This is a genomic window from Dictyobacter aurantiacus (assembly GCF_003967515.1).
GTDB classification, from domain to species: domain Bacteria; phylum Chloroflexota; class Ktedonobacteria; order Ktedonobacterales; family Ktedonobacteraceae; genus Dictyobacter; species Dictyobacter aurantiacus.
In genome coordinates this window covers 534,941-553,339 of the sequence record NZ_BIFQ01000001.1, presented here as the reverse complement: position 1 = coordinate 553,339, position 18,399 = coordinate 534,941, and the positions used below count along the sequence as shown (strand labels likewise).

Here is an 18,399-nt window from a genome sequence, read left to right as displayed (position 1 = left end):
ACAAAGTGAGAAAATTCCAATAAAAAACGCCCCTCATCCTTACAAGGACGAGAAGCGTGATAAAAAGCGCTTTCGTGGTACCACCCTGCTTTAGATTAGCTGTCTAACATGCTCTGTTTGTCTGAAAAAGACAGATAATCCCTCTTGCCGGATACGGTGCGTTTAGACTAACGTTGCGGGCCCTTAAAAGCAGTACGCAATTGTTAGAGCAGTATATCCTGTCCTCAGTAACGGGGGACATTCCGAAAGAGTACTAATAATCCCGGCTACGCCGATGCGCACTGCCGAAACGTTCGCTCTTTAGCTACCAGGCCCATTCCATAGCCAGACTGGTGTCGGTTTCCACCATCCCCGACTCTCTGTGTCCATGCACAGCTATGTACTCTTCCTGTTCGTGGCTTCACTATTCTTTTGTATTTATAAAATAGTATAAAGGGAATACAAACAAGTGTCAAGACTATGCTCGTGTTTCTGGAAAACTACTCCTGAGTCTGTAATCCATGTACGAGCAAGTGAAACCAACGTGAGACCTATGGGAGATGAAGATTAATACCAACGCATCAGGGCGCGCACATTGTGCACATAGCGCCAGTTAAAGATGCCACGGTGCTTCACGTTCCAGCCGCCTTCGTTATAGGCGCTGATGATCTTGCTCATATTACCGTGAAAACCATGCCAGAGGGCGCGTAAATAAATAGCTCCCAGTTCTATGTTGTCATAGAGCTTATAGGGATCAAGGTGCCCATTGACCTGCCGATTGAGAGCCTGCGCGGTATAGGGCATGATCTGCATTATGCCGATGCCGCCGTCGCGGGCGATTACATGCTGGTTCCAACCACTTTCCTGCCAGGCGATGGCCAGGAGTAGATTGGCCGGGAGCCTATGCCTGGCGGCGGCGTTGCGCAATAAGCGACTGGCTCGCGCCCGGGTAGACCAATCCAGGGCCTGATAGGCGTACCATCTGACATGACCGTTGGCCTGGATGCCCGCGTTGGCTCGTCGTTGCACTTTTGATGGAATACACAGGCTCCGACCGGCATAGATCAGATTGATATTGCTGATCTGATTGGCGCGTGCGATCGCCCACAGATTAGCGCGATACATAGCGGCAATGGCGTCCAGCGTATCACCGGCGTTGATGTGATGCCAGAAACAATGTGCCGACGCGCGTGAGTGGGGGGCCGCGAACGCATCGGGATGGACCAGAGATGCCACGACCGTACTCCCAGTAAGTAGTATGCTACATAAGATGAGCACTATATATTTGGGGGTGAAGAAACGGGAAAAAGCTGGTTGACTCCTATTCGTCTGAAGGCCGCTACTACCAGGTTTACGTAGTATTTTTTGCAATGGGTCCTGCTCCATACTTCCACTTCTCCTTTCCCATTTACTATATGCTCTCTCACAATTGTTAAATACAAATGCAGGTACCCCTATAAATGCTAATCTTATAAATTGCAGTAAAATTATTACATAGTAGCTATATAGGAAAAATGTGTATTATAGCGTAAGCGTTGTATCATGCATATAGACTGAAGGCACAAAAAATGTTACACTAGTAGTGGAGTGGACGCCCGGCAAAGTGTGTATACAATTGACGGAAAGGGATACTCTCATTGCTTCCATTCCGCTCTCCAGACTGCAGCGCCTCCTGGCTACATATGCCGTAGCTTTGTCGAAGATACTAGAGAAACGGGACATGGTGTCATGAAAACAGAAGAGATTTTAAGTGCAACGGTTGAAGAATACCTGGAAATGATTTACAACATGAGCATGGAAGATGAGGTGGTGATCGGGGCCCGCCTGGCGGAGCGTTTCCATGTCTCGGCTCCGACCGTAACGGAGATGTTGAAGCGCCTGGTGCGAGATGGCTATATAGAGATGAATGCCAAGCGGCATGTAACTTTGACCGAGGTTGGGAACGAGGCGGCGGAAGCTGTGTTGCGGCGCCATCGTCTGACGGAACGCTTTCTGGTCGACATGCTGGGGATGCAGTGGCACGAGGTGCATGAAGAAGCCTGTCGCCTTGAGCACTTTATCTCTGGTGCCGTTGAGTCGCGGGTGATCGCCAATCTCAATAACCCTATGACCTGCCCGCATGGCAATCCTATCCCCGGCTCGGTCCCCAATGCGCGCACATATCTTAAAGACAATCACGCGGTGCGTCTCTCAACTGTCGCCAACGGCTCTCACGTCAAAATACTGTGTGTGTCCGAGGTGGTAGAAGATGAGGAGGCTTTGATTATGTATATGCATGAGAAAGGTCTGACGCCGGGAACGCGCCTGATGATGCTGGCACAGTTCAGCAGCACCCCTTCTGCTGATGTTGCGACCGGAGAGCCACAAGAAAAGGTACGCTTGCTGGTTGACGAACGGGTCGTAACTATCAGCCCCGACGCGGCCACCAAGTTGTGGGTGGTTCCGGCATAGCCATATGATGCTGACACCAGAAGCAGATGGGCTCCCTGCCCCTCCATCTGCTTTTGATGTTAACGCCGTTTGATTGGCACCTCGAATTCCTCCTGCGAATATGGGCGCAGGTAGCCCTACAGGCGCCCCCCGATCTTCTTAGGTAATGGACTCTCTTTCTGGATTCTGTTATACTTCTTGTTTGTTTACAGCTTGTTATTCGTCACCTATAGGTATTATAAAATCAGGCAAGGATGTAACGGGAGCGAGTTCAGCGAGTTTTAAATAGAGCTGTGCCTTTATCCCCGTTGCCTTCTGCTTTGGGGCCGCTGTGAGCGGTTTATAGAAACGATGCACACTGACGTGCGGAATGGTAAAAATGTGTCATGAGCGATTCACCTATGTCTTTATCACGGGCAAGCCTGGAAGCGCGGGCTTCCAACCCAACCGAATCTGCCGACCTGCCGCCTTCAGTTGCGGATGTTCCTCCAGTAGATCATGATGGCGGAACGATGGGAACACGCCGCGCCTTCTGGTGCAATCGATTGATTGAGTGTGGCCTGATTCTTTCTATGGCCCTGTATTATGTGATTGGCAACCAGAATCTTAAATTCCCGATAGGCGGGCTGGAACAACTGAGCCCATGGTTCGGCCTGCCTTTTCTGGCCATATTTATCGTCCTTTGCTGGTCTCGTTTATCCTTCGCTGTAGCCCTGCTCCCGCTGGCACTGCCATATTACCTGGCGCCCAAGGATGTGATTCATATGGCCGGATTTAGCCCGGCCGAGATTGTACTCTGGATCTGTGTCGCGGTGGCGGTGCTCCAGCTGTTGCTGGAGCGTCAGCACTGGCCCTATCGGCTCTCATTGCCCCAACTGCGGCAGCGCATTGGACCTTTCTTGTGGCCAATCGCTATTTTTTTACTGGCCGCTTTGATCTCGTTGATTGGTGCCAGTTCTCATAGAGATGCGTTGCGCGCCCTGCGGCAGGAGATTATAGATCCCCTGCTGTATGTCGTTTTGATACTATGCTGCCTGCGCTCGCGCCAGGAACTTGCTCGCATGCTGGGCGCGCTGTTTGCTAGCGGCCTGATCATTGCTTTCATGGCTATTGTGCAATATGCCATGTTCGGAAAAAACAATACTGTATATGGAAGCGACCCCAGCGTAGGCCTGCTCTTTGACTACACGCTACCCATCGGATTGGCTATCGTCTTCTCGCGTCTCTCCTGGAAGATTCGCCTGCCGATCCTGCTATTGTGTATACCATTTGTATATGCGCTCTTGCACAATGACTCGCGCGGCTCGGCGATTGCGGCTTTTCCTGTGGTACTCGTATTCCTCATTATTTTTGCTATCCGCAATCGCAAAGTTTTGTTGATTGGGGGCGCTATCACCATCGTGCTGGCTGCCGCGGGCTACGGTGTCATGCACCAAAAAGTGGATCAAGTCTTCATGGATACGGTGATTAATGGGCACATGGATCAAAATCACGTCACCACCCTGCAACGGCGAATACACCTGTGGCAGAGCGCCGAGGCCATGATACACGATCAGCCGTTGTTTGGCTATGGGCTCGATAACTGGATCTGTCACTATGCCGATCCACGTGTGGTCCCCTCGGCTGATCCAAATTTCGTGAAAGATGGAGGGCTCAAGGCTCCCCAGTATTCCTGGATGCTCTCGTGCCCACTGGCCTCGCACTACTACATCGTCAGCGAAGTGAATGGCGAAACGACGCATATGTATGATGAGCCAGGCCTCTCACATCCACACAACAACTTCCTGCACGTCTGGGTGAGCATCGGCATCTTCGGCCTGCTGGCCTTCATTGCCTTCCTGGTCCTCTTCTGCTGGCTATGCGCGCACATTCTGCGCTACCTTTCCAGTCGCGTAGTGGATCAGGGCGAGCACTGGCGCTGGATGACGCTTGGGGCCGCCGCCGCCATGCTGGCCGGCTTCATCCAGGGTCTGGTCGATTGCTCATTTCTGGCGCAAGATCTGGCTTTCTGCTTCTGGCTCCTGGTGGCCACTTTGCTGGTCATTCGCGCCCAGATCGGTCTGCCCTGGAGCAATCCTCTGAGACTGAAGCATTAGGAATGCAGGACGCATTGTTGTTTAGCTGTACAGGTCACAAACTACAGTTTGGTGACCTGTATTTTTTTGTCTTTTCCCTTGACAAACTAATCGCATTAGTTTACTATGCTAATGTGGTTAGCCAAATAGCTAATGCGATTAGTAAAAAAAGATGGAGTAAACGATGAAAGTAACGGCTGCTGGTGATAATCTGTTTCAACTGACCTATCTACGGGCGGTTAATTGCTACCTGGTACGCGAGGACGATGGATTTACATTGATCGATACCGCGTGGCCGGCAAGTCAGGCGCAGGCGATCCTGGCCGAAGCAAAAAAGCTAGGTCTGCCGATTGTGCGCATTCTGCTGACCCATGATCATAGCGATCATGTTGGCTCATTGGATGCCCTGCACGCCGCTCTGCCTGATGTGCCCGTGGCGATCAGTGGGCGCGAGGCGCGTTTAATGGCCGGAGACGTAAGTCTGGACGCGTCTGAGCCGCAGGACAAGAAGCTCGGCAACTACCCCTGCCAGACGAAACCTACCTTTTTGCTGAACGAAGGTGATCGTATCGGTTCGCTGGAGGTTGTTTTCTCACCTGGCCATTCCGTGGGCCATGTGGCGTTCCTGGATACGCGAGATCGCTCCTTGATTGCTGGCGACGCTTTCCAGACCTTAGGTGGTGTGGCGGTTGCGGGTACAGTCAAGCCGTTGTTTCCATTGCCCGCTCTCTCTACCTGGAATAAAGGCATTGCGCTGGAAAGCGCGCGCAAGCTGCTGAACTTGCAGCCCTCTTTACTGGCCATCGGTCATGGCCGCATGCTGAGTCAGCCACAGGTGGCGATGGAGCGCGCTATCCACGTGCTGGAACGGGAGCTTTCACAGAAGCAAAGGGAGCGGACGCATGTCGCGTAGGGCAGGTCTGGATCAATTGAGCGTGGTTGAGGCGGCGGCCCGTCTGATTGATGAGGAAGGGATCGAGCAGCTTTCCCTGGGCAAACTGGCTGAACGGTTAGGGGTGCGTACACCTTCCCTGTATAATCACGTGGCGGGTTTGCCAGGCCTCAAGCATGAACTGGTGCTCTACAGCCTGCGTGACTTGCAGATGCGCCTGTTGCATGCGATTGCTGGCAAGTCAAAGGGAGAAGCGATCCTGGCGCTGGCCGATGCTTACCGGGAATATGCCAGAATCGCTCCCGGTTGCTATCTGCTTACCCAGCAGGCGCCCGACCCTGATGATCAGGAATGGCAGGAGTTGGGCCGTCAACTGGTGCAGCTTATCCAGCAGATATTGGTCCCGTACCAGCTAAAGGATGAGGACGCCATTCACGCCATTCGCGGCTTGCGCAGCCTTGTACATGGCTTTATCACCCTGGAAGTAAACGGTGGCTTCGGTATGCCCATAGACCGCGAGGCCAGCTTTCACTGGCTGATTACCATGTTTATCGCCTCTCTTGAAGGTTCAAGCAGCTTATAGTGTCTATCATGCGAGCAAGTTCTCAAAAATAAGCAATTATACCTATATATTGAAAGGATGTTATTGATTATGTCTCTGTCGCTGTTCAAGAATATGAATCTGGCCCTGGTCTTTTTTCTGGAGCTGGGCGTGCTGGTGGCGCTGGGCTATTGGGGCTTCCACAATGGGCAGGGGATCATCGGGAAGATCGCATTGGGTATCGGTGCGCCGGTACTGGCGATAGTGGTCTGGGGCATATGGGGTGCGCCAAAATCACAGTGGCATCTGCAAGGCCCCTGGTATCTGCTCCTGCAGATCGTTTTCTTTGGCTCTGCTGCCCTGGCCCTCTATGCTGCCAGCCAGCGTTTGCTGGGCATTGTGTTTGCGATTCTTGTTGTGCTGGCCTGTGGTCTGGCTTATATGTGGCGCGATAAATAATGTGTTTAACCGGGGCCGAAAAAGTTGTGCAATGGTTCATAATCTGGGTGCGATATAGCTCACTGTAATTATTCTCTCTGGCGATTAAACTGGACAAAAGAGATTGCCAGGGAGAATTTCATGAACGTTACATTTTCGGTTACCACGTTATTAATCTGGCTGGCCTGCCACTTTATCGGGGACTTCGCCTTTCAGAGCGCGTGGATGAGTATGGAGAAAGGGAAGAGTTGGGAGGTTAACTTTTACCACTGCGCAACTTATACTGCCACCTTTGTGCTGTTTGCCCATCCCTCATTACTGGCGACCGCGCTTATCTTTGGTACACATTTTATTGTGGACCCCTTGAAGGCACGCTACAAACTGATTGATCCTATCTGGTTAGACCAGGCTCTGCATATTCTTACTATTCTTCTGATCCTCTTTTTTCATTTCTAACTTGTTCTCTCTATTAGAACAAAGTATATTGCGACAAATGAGGAGAAGCACAGCATGCTTCCCCTCATCTATATTTACTCACCTTAATATGAGAGAAATTTGGAGTTAGACGTTTTGGTTGGTTGGTGGCGTGTCGCTTCCTGGTCCGGTGGTGTTTTCCGGAGTGCCATAGATGAAGTCATTCAGGTCTTTGTGGGTGCGTTCCAGGATCAGTCGCAGGCGAGCGAGCTTCTCAGCATCACGGAAAGATGAGCGGCCCGCGATAGCAAAGAGACGGGCAACTTCCATGGCCTCGGTGCGAATAGCCTGAATCTCCGGCTCATTCCAGAAGCGGCCACGAGCCCAGGGCGGGGTGAAATTTTCCTCCTCTTTCTGACGCTCATTCAGGAAATTCTTCCCTTCCTCTGTAATGCTATAGACCTTCTTGCCATTCTCCTCCAGGACCGTAACCAGCCCACGATCTTCCAGCAACTGCAGTGTTGGATAGATGGTACCGGCGCTGGGAGCATAGAAGCCGCCGGAGCGCTCTTCCAGAGCCTTCATCATCTCATAACCATGCATAGGACGTTCGCGCAGCAGTTCAAGCAGCGCGTACTTGACGTCACCTCGTCCAAAGAACCGCCCACCCCTAAAAGGGCCACCCTCAGGACCAAAGGGACCGCCAGGACCAAATGGGCCACCGGGGCCAAAGGGTCCGCGACGCATTCCAAAGAAGCGAGGTCCATGATGGTGATGATGAGGCTCATCACGATTGAACCATGGTGGTGTCCATCCTTCCCAATCCATGGGTCCACCTTCATAACCAAAGGCAAAACGTCTGTTAAAACGGTTAAACATTTCAGCGGGTCTCCTTTCTGAGTCCACTAGATTGCGATATATCGTTATCGTATTCTTACTATATACGATATATCGTATTGTTGTCAATATGAATTACGCGCAATCTGGTCGGGGGTTACAAATAACAGACGTCAATTGTGACGATGCTTATGCAAAGTCTCACATTGGTGTGCCAGGATGATCTTGATAAACCATTAAAAGAGGAAGAATACAGCGGGTGGACGCAAGCGGCTTTACATACAAAGATCCGCAGTTGAGTTCGCACATTCTCTCTGACAGAATGGCAACTTTTCTCTGCGGATCTTTGTATTTCTATTGATAGGTTGTATGGGTGTTGGGAAATAATACCTTGTCTGATGACGTCTCGAAAATAGGTTATGCCATTTGTGGATGCCAGCGTGTAGCTAACAATGCATAATAACTATGATTGACAAGAGTCCACAGAGCTTGAAAGAAGGCGGGGTCACGATATTCAAGGTGGCGAAGCAAGCTTTGCTGCTTTTCAGTGCTGGCGAGACAGAAATTTCCATCGGCGGATAAATTCAGCTCATGCAATGCCGTGCGTAAACGCTTCTCACTCAACATCGGGGTATTTTTGCGCCCGGCTCTGGGCGAAATATGAAGCAGGATATCATCAATCAAATGCAAACTGGAAGGGGGTGGAAAATCCTTATCAGATGGGATGAGTAGATCGATAATAGTATTGAGTTGAGCCTGTTCCTCGAGACTTAACTCAGCTGGTGCTTTACGAAATGTCGGTGCGAACCGAAGCACGTCGTTCATTTGAACTCCTCTTTTGGATCTGGGGGCTGCCGTTTTTACCTCGCATAATAGTATCATATCCTTCTCTAGTAGTTCAACAGGTGTTGCAAAAAATATAGTTTTTATTACATGGCCTTTTTAAGCTCTACATTATGCAGAAAATTGCTGGTAAAAACTCATCAATTAAGTGCATAATTCTAATCGTCAATACGCTTATAGAGAGGATTGAGGGCGTCGTTATGTAACCGGATGTTTATCGATAAATTACTACGGAAGTAGTAGAGAAAAAATTGCGGATGGGTTTACGATAATTAGATGTGAACAATAAATGCCAAAAAATGTGGATAAAGTATCTATGAAGAACTGAGTCGTTTATATTTATAGCTACGTAGCCTGAAGAAATCGCCCCCTGCAGGATAGGTGGTTCCCTGAAGAGGGCGGTGTTTAGAAGACGATGGTTTTGTTTTCGTAGACCAGCACACGGTCTGACGTATGCAGTCGCACAGCTTCGGCAAGCACGCGACGTTCGACATCGCGACCCTTACGGATCAAATCATCTACGGCATCGCGATGATCACAGTGGATGACATCCTGGGCGATAATGGGACCCTCATCAAGGCTACTGGTAACGTAGTGGGCGGTGGCCCCGATCAGTTTGACACCGCGCCTGAAGGCCTGGTCATAGGGGCTGGCCCCCACAAAGGCGGGTAAGAAGCTATGATGGATGTTGATGATGCGTTGTGGAAAAGCATCGACAAAGAATGGTTCCAGGATCTGCATGTAACGTGCCAGCACCAGGAAATCTATCCGGTCGCCAATAAATTCAAGCATGTGCCGTTCATCCTCTTGCCTGGTCTCGCGCTTGACCGGAAAATGGTAATAGGGGACACCATACATGCTGGCCAATCCCTCCAGGTTGGGATGGTTGCTGATAATAAAAGGAATATCCATCGTCAGTTCGCCGATCTTCCAGCGCCAGAGTAGATCAACGAGGCAATGATCATATTTGGAGACCAGGATACCGACACGTTTGCGTCGGCGTGAATAGTTGGCGTTCCACCGCATCTGAAATCGGGTGGCAATGGATTGAAACGCCGCAGGCAAATCCTTCTCATCGAGATCAAAGGTATTTTCCGCAAAGCTGATGCGCATAAAAAAGCTGCCGTCGTGCTGATTGGTTGAGTATTGATCGGATTCCAGAATATTTCCGTGGTGCTCAAAAATAAAGCCTGAGACGGCGGAGACAATGCCTGGTTTATCAGGACAGGAGATAAGCAATGTGATCGTATCTTTTTGTGTAGACACCGCGTGGCCCTCCCACCAGTTTTACGTAATAGTATTTCATGCTGTTCATTGAGCAGCGTATCTATAGTTCAGATGTCTATGGTACGGCGTGTCCGTAACCGTGTCAATGGACAATGCCGCCATATCTATTTTATAGAATAGTAACAATGGGCCTGTGAGCAATTATGGTATCGCTATATAAAAAGAGTGCGGGCATATGTGCCCGCACTCTTTTTATATAGGTTGGTCACGATAATACCGTCTTATCAAATTGTAGCTTTAGCTGTGAAAGATCAATTTTGTCATTGACGGGGAAATCGATATAGCCGCTCTGGGGTTTACCAGGATAGACGGCCGCGTTGATCGAAGCCACCTTCCCCTTGACGCTCTGGCCTGAAGGCAAGATTAAGCGCGTCAGACTGACGTAGTCTACACCGATGGTGTCACTATTGTTGTTGGTAGTATTTAAGGAGACACGTACAACATAGGTGCCTCCGGGCTTGAAATCATCGGAGAACTTGCTGGCCAGTTCAGCTTTCGTAAAGGTGATATTGACCCCATTATACGTGTATTTTTGATGCAAGTCAGTGCTTGCCACCGGATTGGTGACGACGACTGTGGGTGTTGGCGGCGGGGCAAACAGAGAGTCATGTTCTACTTCGTGTGGACCCGAGCGAAGCACACCATATACCGCGATTGCGATGACTATAATACCCAGGATGGTGCCCATTCTGGGAGAGATAAGACGACGTTTTTTGGCCGGCTGTTCCATGATATATTGTTAGCTCCTGGTAAAAATCTCTATCTATGTATCGTATTATAGCAAAGGCCTGCCATTTTACCTGGCAAGGTGTTGCTGCTCTGCCAGCGCCTGTCCACCATCCAGCACCGGTGGATTCGGAGGCTCCTGACAACTCTACGACTGCAAAGCCAGCAGTTAGTTTTGTAGCGGACAACGCATAGAAAAAACAGCCTATCATATTTTCAGGTCAGGCTCTGGAGCTTAGTGGCTCCAGAGTTACGACTGGGATCTTGCGGTTGGTTAGTTGCTGATACTCAGCGAACGCTGACATTTGATCTGACATCTGTTTGTACAGGCGTGTGCGTTCTGGTTCTTCTGGTATCACAGCTCGTGCCTGAAAGTGCTCGTGGCCTATCTCGATGGTCACTACAGGATGCGCAAGCAAGTTATGATACCAACCAGGATGATTGGGACTTCCCTTATCGGACGCAATCAAAACAAACCGATCTCCATCGGTTGTATAAGCCAGTGGCGTGATGCGCGGTTGACCACTGCGAGCCCCAATTGTAGTGAGTAATGGTAGAGGTGTGGCCGCAAAATCTTTCGTCCTGCCGCCATTGGCGCGGAACTCCGCAATAATCGTTTTATTATATTCCTTCTGGTGATGCATAATTGTTTGCTCCTATATGGAAAGAATACCATTGTGTTTTCTACAGAGATTGAATACCAGTTTTTACAGCGAATGTGCTTAATTAGTGAGATGGCTGTGCTAAGAATTTGAGGTCCAGGAATCTGCCGCTTCGTGAGCGATCTCTTCAACTATGGCAACCACTTTTTGTGGCTGAAGCTTAATTGTTACGACATCAGGTTCCTGTTCCGGAGGCAGTTTCTGTGACGCTAATGTTGGAGCATAATATTTATACACGATCTGAGAAGCTACCGAAGTAGGATTATTATCCATAATCTGCGCCTGCCCATAAACGGTCAGGTATCTGAAGCCTGCATTGTCATGTACCAGCAATGAGATAAATGGATCGCGTGTTATATTGCGATATTTGGCTGTGTTTTTGCCAATGCGAAAATAGAACGCACCGCTATCCCATAGAAACCATACTGGCGTAAGTTGTGGACCACTGGTGGGCCGATTGATGGCGACAATTGCATTGTGGCGGTCCGTAAGAAGATCTTGTAATTCCTGTGGAACCATTTATTTACCTCGTTATCCCTGAACTAGCTAACAAAATTTGCAGATTGAATATGAGTGCTTCGTCTGGCAATCTGCTCAATAGTTGATGTGATAGTAAATGCATTAGTAAGAACTCATTTGTGATGAATTCTGCAATATATGATAGTGGCGGATAGAGTTCTGGGAAATAAAATATAGAACAGAATATGCTATAGTATTTTAAAAGTGAAAGGAAAAAAAGCCCAATGGCGTTACAATCAGAAAAAGCTCTAGATAGCACCGATTGGAAAATTTTGCGTGAATTGCAAAGGGACGCGCGGATCTCTTTCAACGAGTTAGGGAAACGCATAGGTATGTCCAGTCCCAGCGTGGCTGAGCGTGTACATAAGCTAGAAGATGCGGGCGTTCTGACCAGTTATGGAGCGCAAGTGGATCCGGCCAGGATAGGATTGCCATTGCTGGCCTTTATTCAATTGCGCTGTTTTTCAGGTGCCTGCCTCTTCAAAACCAGCAGCGCTGAACAATTTCCTGAAGTTCTGGAAATGCACAAGTTAAGCGGAAGCCACTGCACCTTGTTAAAAGTGGCGGTCTCCTCGATGCAGCATCTGGAAGCCTTTAACGAACGCCTGGGAAAGCATGGGGATCAAGTAACCAGCATCGTGACTTCTAGTGTTTTGGCCCACCGCACTATTGATTGGGAAAAGCCCCAGGTAGATCTTCATCCTCCTACAAATTCCGCCTGGAAGGCGTAGAGCACTTTTACTGCTTGGGTATTCATAGAGTAGTGTCCACCTATGTTAATATGGAGGAGAACACTATATTACTTAAAGGGATTGCGTTACTCTTGCTTGCTCTTAATTCGAATATTGTCAATGTAGTACTTTAATCAGCTTAACAGATAACAAATAATGTTATCTCCTCTGGTTGAAACTGCGTTTATTTTGGAAGGAATATAAAGATGACCTATCACAGTGAGGTGGTGGGTAGCCTGCTCAGGCCGACCTACCTGGTTGATGCAAGGAAGCAATTTGAGGCAGATCAGTTGAGCGCCTCGGACTTTAAGGCCATCGAGGATCGAGCGGTCAACGAGGCAATCGCATTGCAAGAGGCGGCTGGCCTGGATGTAATTACGGACGGTGAACTGCGGCGCTATGCTTTTTATGGGCACCTGGTTGATGCTCTGTCGGGCTTTGATAAGTATGGTGGTTGGGCCATCCCTTTCAGGGATGAGAGTGGTGAGGAACTGGTTCTCAGGCGTCCGGTGGTGGTGGAGAAGTTGCAGTGGAAGCGCAGCATGTGCGCCGAAGAATGGATCTATCTGCGGTCGCGCAAGTCTCGCCCCGGTAAGGTAACCATGATCAGCGCCCAGCAGGCCGCCGCCTATTATGATCCCGAGAAATCGAAGGCGGCCTACGCCACACGCGATGCCTACCTGGCCGATATTGTGGATTTCTCACGCCGTGAAGTCACGGAACTGGTGCGCTTGGGCTGCACCTACATTCAGATCGATGCCCCACAATATGCCGCCCTGCTTGATCCCCAGATGCGTGAGGGCTACCGACAGCGCGGCAGCGATCCCGATAAGATCATCGATCAATGCATCGCCATGGATAATGCCATCATCGATGGGCATCCGGGTATCACTTTCTCCATGCATATCTGTCGCGGCAACAATCAGAGCAAGTTCTATGCCAGCGGCGACTATGAACCCATCTCGCGCATCTTCAGCCAGACCCACTTTCAGCGCTTCCTGCTCGAGTACGATGATGCGCGCTCCGGTGGCTTTGATCCGCTGCGCCACGTCCCCGATGATCGTTTTGTAGTATTGGGACTGGTCACGACCAAGAAGACGCGGCTGGAGACCGTTGACGAACTGCGTCATCGTATTCGGGAAGCCTCTCAATTTGTGCCTTTGGAACGCCTGGCGCTCAGTCCTCAATGTGGCTTCGCATCGACCATGGAAGGCAACCATATCTCCTTTGAGGATCAGCGCCGCAAATTAGAGCTCGTAGCCAGCGTGGCGCGCGAGGTCTGGGGCTCGTAGCCAGCCGTCTGTTTCTAAGGAACTGGAGCTGTAATCATGACAGAGTCACGCTATGAGCAGGGAATGCGCGTCCGCAAGGAGGTGCTCGGGAGCGAGCATGTCGAGCGGGCGCAGGCCAATATCACATCCCTGGATGCCGATTTCCAGCGTTTTATTACTGAGACCGCCTGGGGCTTCCTCTGGTCCCGGCCAGACCTGGATAGGCGCACGCGTAGCCTGGTGACGATCGCCATTCTGGCGGCGCTGGGTCGTGAGGAACTGGCCCTGCATCTGCATGCCAGCCGTAATTGTGGTGTCGATCCACACGAGATTGCCGAAGTGCTCTTACATGTGGGGGTCTATGCCGGGGTGCCAGCGGCCAACGCCGCTTTCAAGCTGGCGAAGAAAGAGTTTCCCGCCGATACGCGAGATGAAGGGAGAGATGGATGAGCCATATCACTATTGGCGATATCGTGCGGGGTGATCGAGAGATTTTCCCTCCCTATTTATATGAGGCCTATCAATCCACGCGTCGCCGAGCCCCGCTAATGCCACTGATCGATGTGCCGCTGACCATCTCCGAACTGACCGGCCCTGGTCCGGCTATCAGCGCGGTCACACCCGAGGATGCCGACCTGACGCGCAACGCTGGCACAGGCGGTGAGGCGATCGGCCAGCGTATCATCGTCACGGGGCGAGTGCTGGACGATCTGGGTAACCCTATCCCCAATACGCTGCTAGAGATTTGGCAGGCCAACGCGGCTGGTCGTTATCTGCATAAGCGCGACCAGTGGCCAGGACCGCTTGATCCGAACTTTCTTGGCATGGGACGTTGTCTGACCAAGGCCGAGGGCGTTTACCGCTTTCTGACCATTCGGCCAGGGGCGTATCCGTGGAAGAATCACCCCAATGCCTGGCGACCGGCGCATATTCATTTTTCCCTGTTTGGTCCGTCGATGCTGTCGCGGCTGGTGACGCAGATGTATTTCCCCGATGATTCTCTGCATCAACTTGATCCCATCATGCAATCGGTCCCGACTGAAGCTGCCCGGCAGCGTATGATCGCGTCCTATGCACATGATGTAACCGAGCCTGAATGGGCGCTGGGCTATCGCTGGGATATCGTTGTGCGCGGACCCCACGCGACCCCGTTTGAGTTGTCAGAGTCAGGAGAGGATAGAGCATGAATAAGCTTGTATTGACGTCGGCTCAGACGGTCGGCCCTTTCTTCGCGCCCGCTCTCTTGCGTGAGGATTGCCGGCGCAACGTATTAACCGGTCCCCAGACTATGGGTGAGCGCATTCGTATCGAGGGCATCGTGCGGGATGGCGACAATCTGCCGGTGCCCGATGCGCTGATTGAGATCTGGCAGGCTAACGCGCATGGCCGCTATAACCATCCCGCGGACCAGGGTTCGGCGCAGCTTGATCCTTCTTTTAGTGGTTTTGGACGCTCTGGTACCGCTGAAGATGGGAGCTACTGGTTTGAGACGGTGAAGCCGGGTCCGGTGCCTTTTGATGGGTCACGGTTGCAGGCACCCCATATCTGCGTGACCGTCTTTGCCCGTGGCCTGCTCAATCACCTGGTGACGCGCCTGTACTTTGAGGACGAAGAGGTGGCCAATAGCCGCGATCCCGTTCTACTGTGCCTCCCTGAGCAGCGGCGCCCAACGCTGCTGGCCCGATGTGATATGGATGGGGGGGTGGTTCGCTATCGCTTTGATATTATTTTGCAGGGGGCGAACGAAACCGCGTTTTTCAATGTCTGATGGAGAAGGCCGATGACCGCTTTTATGTCGTTACCGTCCGCGATCGCGGAGTATGTCCAGGATGGCATGACTATTGCCATGGAAGGCTTTACCCATTTGATCCCGTTTGCCGCCGGTCATGAGATCATCCACCAGCGAAAGCAGCAACTCTGCCTGATTCGCATGACACCAGATCTGATCTATGACCAGATGATCGGCATGGGTTGTGCCCGCAAGCTGATCTTTTCCTGGGGCGGCAATCCAGGCGTTGGGACCCTGCACCGACTGCGGGATGCCGTTGAGCATGGCTGGCCAGCACCTTTGGAGCTTGAAGAGCATAGCCATGCCGCGCTGGCCAATGCCTACGCTGCCGGTGCCGCTGGCCTGCCCTGCGCCATCTTTCGTGGCTATCAGGGTTCGGACCTGGTTGGTATTAATCCCAATATTCGCCACATCGAGTGTCCTTTTACGGGTGAGCAACTGGCGGCCGTACCCGCCGTACGTCCCGATCTGACCATTATCCATGCCCAGCGGGCCGATCGTCGCGGCAATGTGTTTATCGAGGGGATCATTGGCGTACAGAAGGAGGCCGCGCTGGCCGCGCGGCAGGTGATCGTGACCGTCGAAGAGATCGTCGATGATCTGCGCCTGCCGGGTCCTAACGCTACCGTTCTCCCTTCCTGGATTATCAACGCGGTTGTTCAGGTTCCAAACGGCGCCTATCCATCCTATACCCATGGCTACTATGGACGCGACAATGCCTTCTATACCGCCTGGGATGCTATCGCCAGGGATCGTGAGACCTTTCTCGCCTGGATGAGCGAACACGTGTTGAGCGAGCGGCCCGCGAGCCAGCTTTCATGAGAATGGGAGAGTATACTATGGAGTATTCGACAGAGGAGATGATGGCGATCGCGGCGTCGCGTGCCTTGAAAAATGAGGATGTCTGCTTCGTTGGTATCGGAGCACCTTCTGAAGCCTGCAACCTGGCGCGGCTGACCCACGCGCCCGATATTACGCTGATCTATGAATCGGGCACGATCGCGACGCGGCCCGCGGTTCTACCGCTCTCGATTGGTGATCCCGAGCTCAGTGAAACCGCTTTGACGACGGTATCTGTGCCGGAGATGTTCCAGTACTGGCTGCAAGGGGGTCGGATCTCGATTGGTTTTCTGGGAGGTGCGCAGATCGACCGCTTTGGGAATATCAACTCCAGCGTGATTGGCAGCTATGAGCGCCCCAAAGTACGGCTTCCGGGTGGCGGTGGCGCGCCAGAAATCGCCAGCCAGTGTGGTCAGACCTATGTGGTCATGCGCCAGAGCCGCCGCACGTTTGTTGAGCAGGTGGATTTCATTACCTCCTTTGGCTATGGTCAGGGAGGCGATCATCGAGAGCGTCTTGGCATTACGACGCTGGGGCCCACCCTGGTTGTAACCGATCTCTGCCTGCTGCGGCCAGAACCTGGTACGCATGAACTGGTGGTAACCTCGCTGCACCAGGATGTCACGCGTGAAGAGGTTATACAGAACACTGGCTGGCCGATCCGTTTTGCGCAAACGGTGGAGTACACGCCGCCACCTACTGATACAGAATTAGAGATCCTGCGCGACCTGCATGCGCGCACAAAGCAGGCCCACGCTGGAAAGGTGCTACCCTGATGCCAGAGCCAATAGATGCTTTATTCAGTACACCAGAGATGGTAGCCGCTTTTTCGTCGACGGCGCATGTGCAAGGGATGCTGGCGTTTGAGGCGGCCCTGGCCCGTTCAGAAGCGCGGGCCGGTATCATTCCTGCTGAGGCCGCCGTGATCATCGCGTCCCACTGCCAGGTAGAGGCGTTCGATATCGAGACCCTCTATCGTGAGGCCGCCACGGCCGGCACCCCTGCTATACCCCTGGTGCGTATGCTGACGGCCCATGTCGCGGGTGAAGCGCAAAAATATGCCCACTGGGGTGCCACCAGCCAGGACGCGATCGATACTGCTATGATGCTGCAGATGCGTCAGGGTCTGTACCTGCTTGAGAGGGCATTGCTGGATATATGCGCCGCCTGCGCCCAACTGGCGGAGCGTCACCGGCATACCGTAATGGTCGGACGTACGCTGCTGCAAGCGGCTCTGCCGGTTACCTTTGGACTCAAAGCGGCGCGCTGGCTGGACGCGGTCCAGCGGCAGCTACGCTCGTTGCGTGCGTTGCGGGTAGAGGCGCTGGCCGTGCAACTGGGAGGTGCGGCCGGCACACTGGCGGCTCTTGGTGAGCAGGGTCTGCAGGTGGTCGCGTTCCTGGCTGAAGAACTGGAACTGCCAGCTCCCGATCTGCCCTGGCACACAGAGCGTGATCGCGTGGCGCGCATTGCTACCACGTTGGGTATTATCGCTGGCACGATGGCGAAGATCGCGCAAGACCTGGTGTTGCTGTCACAGGGAGAGGTCGGAGAAGTGTCGGAAGGAAGGACGGCCGGAAAAGGTGGTTCTTCGGCCATGCCCCAGAAGCACAATTCCGTTGACTCGATCGCCGCTCTGGCCTCGGCTCGTCGGGCCCTGAGTGAAGTTCCCGCCCTCCTCGCGGCTATGTCTCAGGAGCACGAGCGCGCGGCAGGTGGCTGGCAGACCGAGTGGAGCGCACTGCCAGCCCTCTTTCGTTATACCGCAGGCGCGGTCGCCCATGTGGGTGCCGCCTTGAATGGTTTGCAGGTAGATGCGACACGAATGAAGGAGAACGTTGCCTCCACCGGTGGCTTGATTATGGCCGAGTCGCTAACGATGGCACTGGCTCCGCATGTGGGGCGACCGGAAGCGCAGCGCATCGTCAACACCACCTGTGAACGCGCCGTCAGTTCAGGCATATCTTTGCGCCAGGCGGCCCTGGCAGAGCTACAGATACATACCGTCCTATCAGCGGATGCCATCGAGCACGCGCTTGATCCATCCGCTTACCTGGGGAGTACAGAGGCTTTGATTGACCGTTCGCTTAATGCGTATCAAGAGGAATTGCAGGGATCACAGTGA

At 52.3% G+C, this 18,399-nt stretch carries 21 protein-coding genes; 14 read left to right on the top strand and 7 right to left on the bottom strand.

The annotated features are described in order from the left end of the window. Positions 1-546: 546 nt before the first annotated feature. Positions 547-1,365, bottom strand: coding sequence for a lytic transglycosylase domain-containing protein (locus KTT_RS02220; protein ID WP_126594435.1), 819 nt, complete (start codon positions 1,363-1,365; stop codon positions 547-549). 342 nt (positions 1,366-1,707) lie between these two features. Between KTT_RS02220 and KTT_RS02215 the strand changes: the two genes are divergently transcribed. From KTT_RS02215 to KTT_RS02190, 6 genes are all read left to right on the top strand, one after another. Next, a complete protein-coding gene (locus KTT_RS02215) occupies positions 1,708-2,430 on the top strand; it encodes a metal-dependent transcriptional regulator (protein WP_126594434.1) in 723 nt (240 codons plus the stop codon). A gap of 380 nt (positions 2,431-2,810) precedes the next feature. Beyond that, complete coding sequence (locus tag KTT_RS02210; RefSeq protein ID WP_160145587.1) at positions 2,811-4,505, top strand: O-antigen ligase family protein; 1,695 nt, start codon at positions 2,811-2,813, stop codon at positions 4,503-4,505. A gap of 163 nt (positions 4,506-4,668) precedes the next feature. After that, positions 4,669-5,397, top strand: a complete 729-nt coding sequence (locus KTT_RS02205; protein ID WP_126594432.1) for an MBL fold metallo-hydrolase — start codon at positions 4,669-4,671, stop codon at positions 5,395-5,397. Then, positions 5,387-5,959: a TetR/AcrR family transcriptional regulator gene (locus tag KTT_RS02200; protein ID WP_126594431.1), complete on the top strand. Its 573-nt coding sequence runs from the start codon at positions 5,387-5,389 to the stop codon at positions 5,957-5,959. Before KTT_RS02205 ends, KTT_RS02200 begins: the two co-directional genes overlap by 11 nt. 69 nt (positions 5,960-6,028) lie before the next feature. After that, positions 6,029-6,376 carry a YrdB family protein gene (locus KTT_RS02195; RefSeq protein ID WP_218030811.1) on the top strand — a complete coding sequence of 116 codons (348 nt, stop codon included), beginning with the start codon at positions 6,029-6,031 and terminating at the stop codon, positions 6,374-6,376. Between the two features lie 120 nt (positions 6,377-6,496). Further along, a complete protein-coding gene (locus tag KTT_RS02190; RefSeq protein WP_126594430.1) occupies positions 6,497-6,811 on the top strand; it encodes a DUF3307 domain-containing protein in 315 nt (104 codons plus the stop codon). A gap of 105 nt (positions 6,812-6,916) precedes the next feature. Here the strand turns inward: KTT_RS02190 and KTT_RS02185 are convergent, their stop codons facing one another. From KTT_RS02185 to KTT_RS02160, 6 genes are all read right to left on the bottom strand, one after another. Beyond that, a complete protein-coding gene (locus KTT_RS02185; protein WP_126594429.1) occupies positions 6,917-7,648 on the bottom strand; it encodes a PadR family transcriptional regulator in 732 nt (243 codons plus the stop codon). Between the two features lie 375 nt (positions 7,649-8,023). After that, a complete protein-coding gene (locus KTT_RS02180) occupies positions 8,024-8,431 on the bottom strand; it encodes a hypothetical protein (RefSeq protein WP_126594428.1) in 408 nt (135 codons plus the stop codon). 423 nt (positions 8,432-8,854) lie between these two features. Continuing rightward, positions 8,855-9,715, bottom strand: a complete 861-nt coding sequence (purU, locus tag KTT_RS02175; protein ID WP_126594427.1) for a formyltetrahydrofolate deformylase — start codon at positions 9,713-9,715, stop codon at positions 8,855-8,857. Between the two features lie 226 nt (positions 9,716-9,941). Next, on the bottom strand, positions 9,942-10,466 hold the full coding sequence (locus tag KTT_RS02170) for a hypothetical protein (RefSeq protein ID WP_126594426.1): 525 nt from the start codon (positions 10,464-10,466) through the stop codon (positions 9,942-9,944). A 217-nt stretch (positions 10,467-10,683) separates the two neighbouring features. Continuing rightward, on the bottom strand, positions 10,684-11,106 hold the full coding sequence (locus KTT_RS02165) for a nitroreductase family deazaflavin-dependent oxidoreductase (RefSeq protein WP_126594425.1): 423 nt from the start codon (positions 11,104-11,106) through the stop codon (positions 10,684-10,686). Positions 11,107-11,205: 99 nt separating this feature from the next. Further along, a complete protein-coding gene (locus KTT_RS02160; RefSeq protein WP_126594424.1) occupies positions 11,206-11,643 on the bottom strand; it encodes a TIGR03618 family F420-dependent PPOX class oxidoreductase in 438 nt (145 codons plus the stop codon). Between the two features lie 224 nt (positions 11,644-11,867). Between KTT_RS02160 and KTT_RS02155 the strand changes: the two genes are divergently transcribed. The 8 genes from KTT_RS02155 to pcaB all read left to right on the top strand — a co-directional run bounded on the left by KTT_RS02155 (position 11,868) and on the right by pcaB (position 18,399). Then, positions 11,868-12,374: an Lrp/AsnC family transcriptional regulator gene (locus tag KTT_RS02155; RefSeq protein ID WP_126594423.1), complete on the top strand. Its 507-nt coding sequence runs from the start codon at positions 11,868-11,870 to the stop codon at positions 12,372-12,374. Positions 12,375-12,580: 206 nt separating this feature from the next. Beyond that, positions 12,581-13,666, top strand: coding sequence for a cobalamin-independent methionine synthase II family protein (locus KTT_RS02150; RefSeq protein WP_126594422.1), 1,086 nt, complete (start codon positions 12,581-12,583; stop codon positions 13,664-13,666). Between the two features lie 36 nt (positions 13,667-13,702). Continuing rightward, a complete protein-coding gene (pcaC, locus tag KTT_RS02145; RefSeq protein WP_126594421.1) occupies positions 13,703-14,095 on the top strand; it encodes a 4-carboxymuconolactone decarboxylase in 393 nt (130 codons plus the stop codon). Continuing rightward, positions 14,092-14,832 carry a protocatechuate 3,4-dioxygenase subunit beta gene (gene pcaH / locus KTT_RS02140; protein WP_126594420.1) on the top strand — a complete coding sequence of 247 codons (741 nt, stop codon included), beginning with the start codon at positions 14,092-14,094 and terminating at the stop codon, positions 14,830-14,832. The genes pcaC and pcaH overlap by 4 nt, the downstream gene beginning before the upstream one ends. Next, a complete protein-coding gene (gene pcaG / locus KTT_RS02135) occupies positions 14,829-15,413 on the top strand; it encodes a protocatechuate 3,4-dioxygenase subunit alpha (protein WP_126594419.1) in 585 nt (194 codons plus the stop codon). Before pcaH ends, pcaG begins: the two co-directional genes overlap by 4 nt. A 12-nt stretch (positions 15,414-15,425) precedes the next feature. Next, complete coding sequence (locus KTT_RS02130) at positions 15,426-16,256, top strand: CoA transferase subunit A (RefSeq protein ID WP_126594418.1); 831 nt, start codon at positions 15,426-15,428, stop codon at positions 16,254-16,256. Positions 16,257-16,273: 17 nt separating this feature from the next. Then, positions 16,274-17,050: a CoA-transferase subunit beta gene (locus KTT_RS02125; protein WP_126594417.1), complete on the top strand. Its 777-nt coding sequence runs from the start codon at positions 16,274-16,276 to the stop codon at positions 17,048-17,050. Then, positions 17,050-18,399, top strand: a complete 1,350-nt coding sequence (gene pcaB / locus KTT_RS02120; RefSeq protein ID WP_126594416.1) for a 3-carboxy-cis,cis-muconate cycloisomerase — start codon at positions 17,050-17,052, stop codon at positions 18,397-18,399. The genes KTT_RS02125 and pcaB overlap by 1 nt, the downstream gene beginning before the upstream one ends.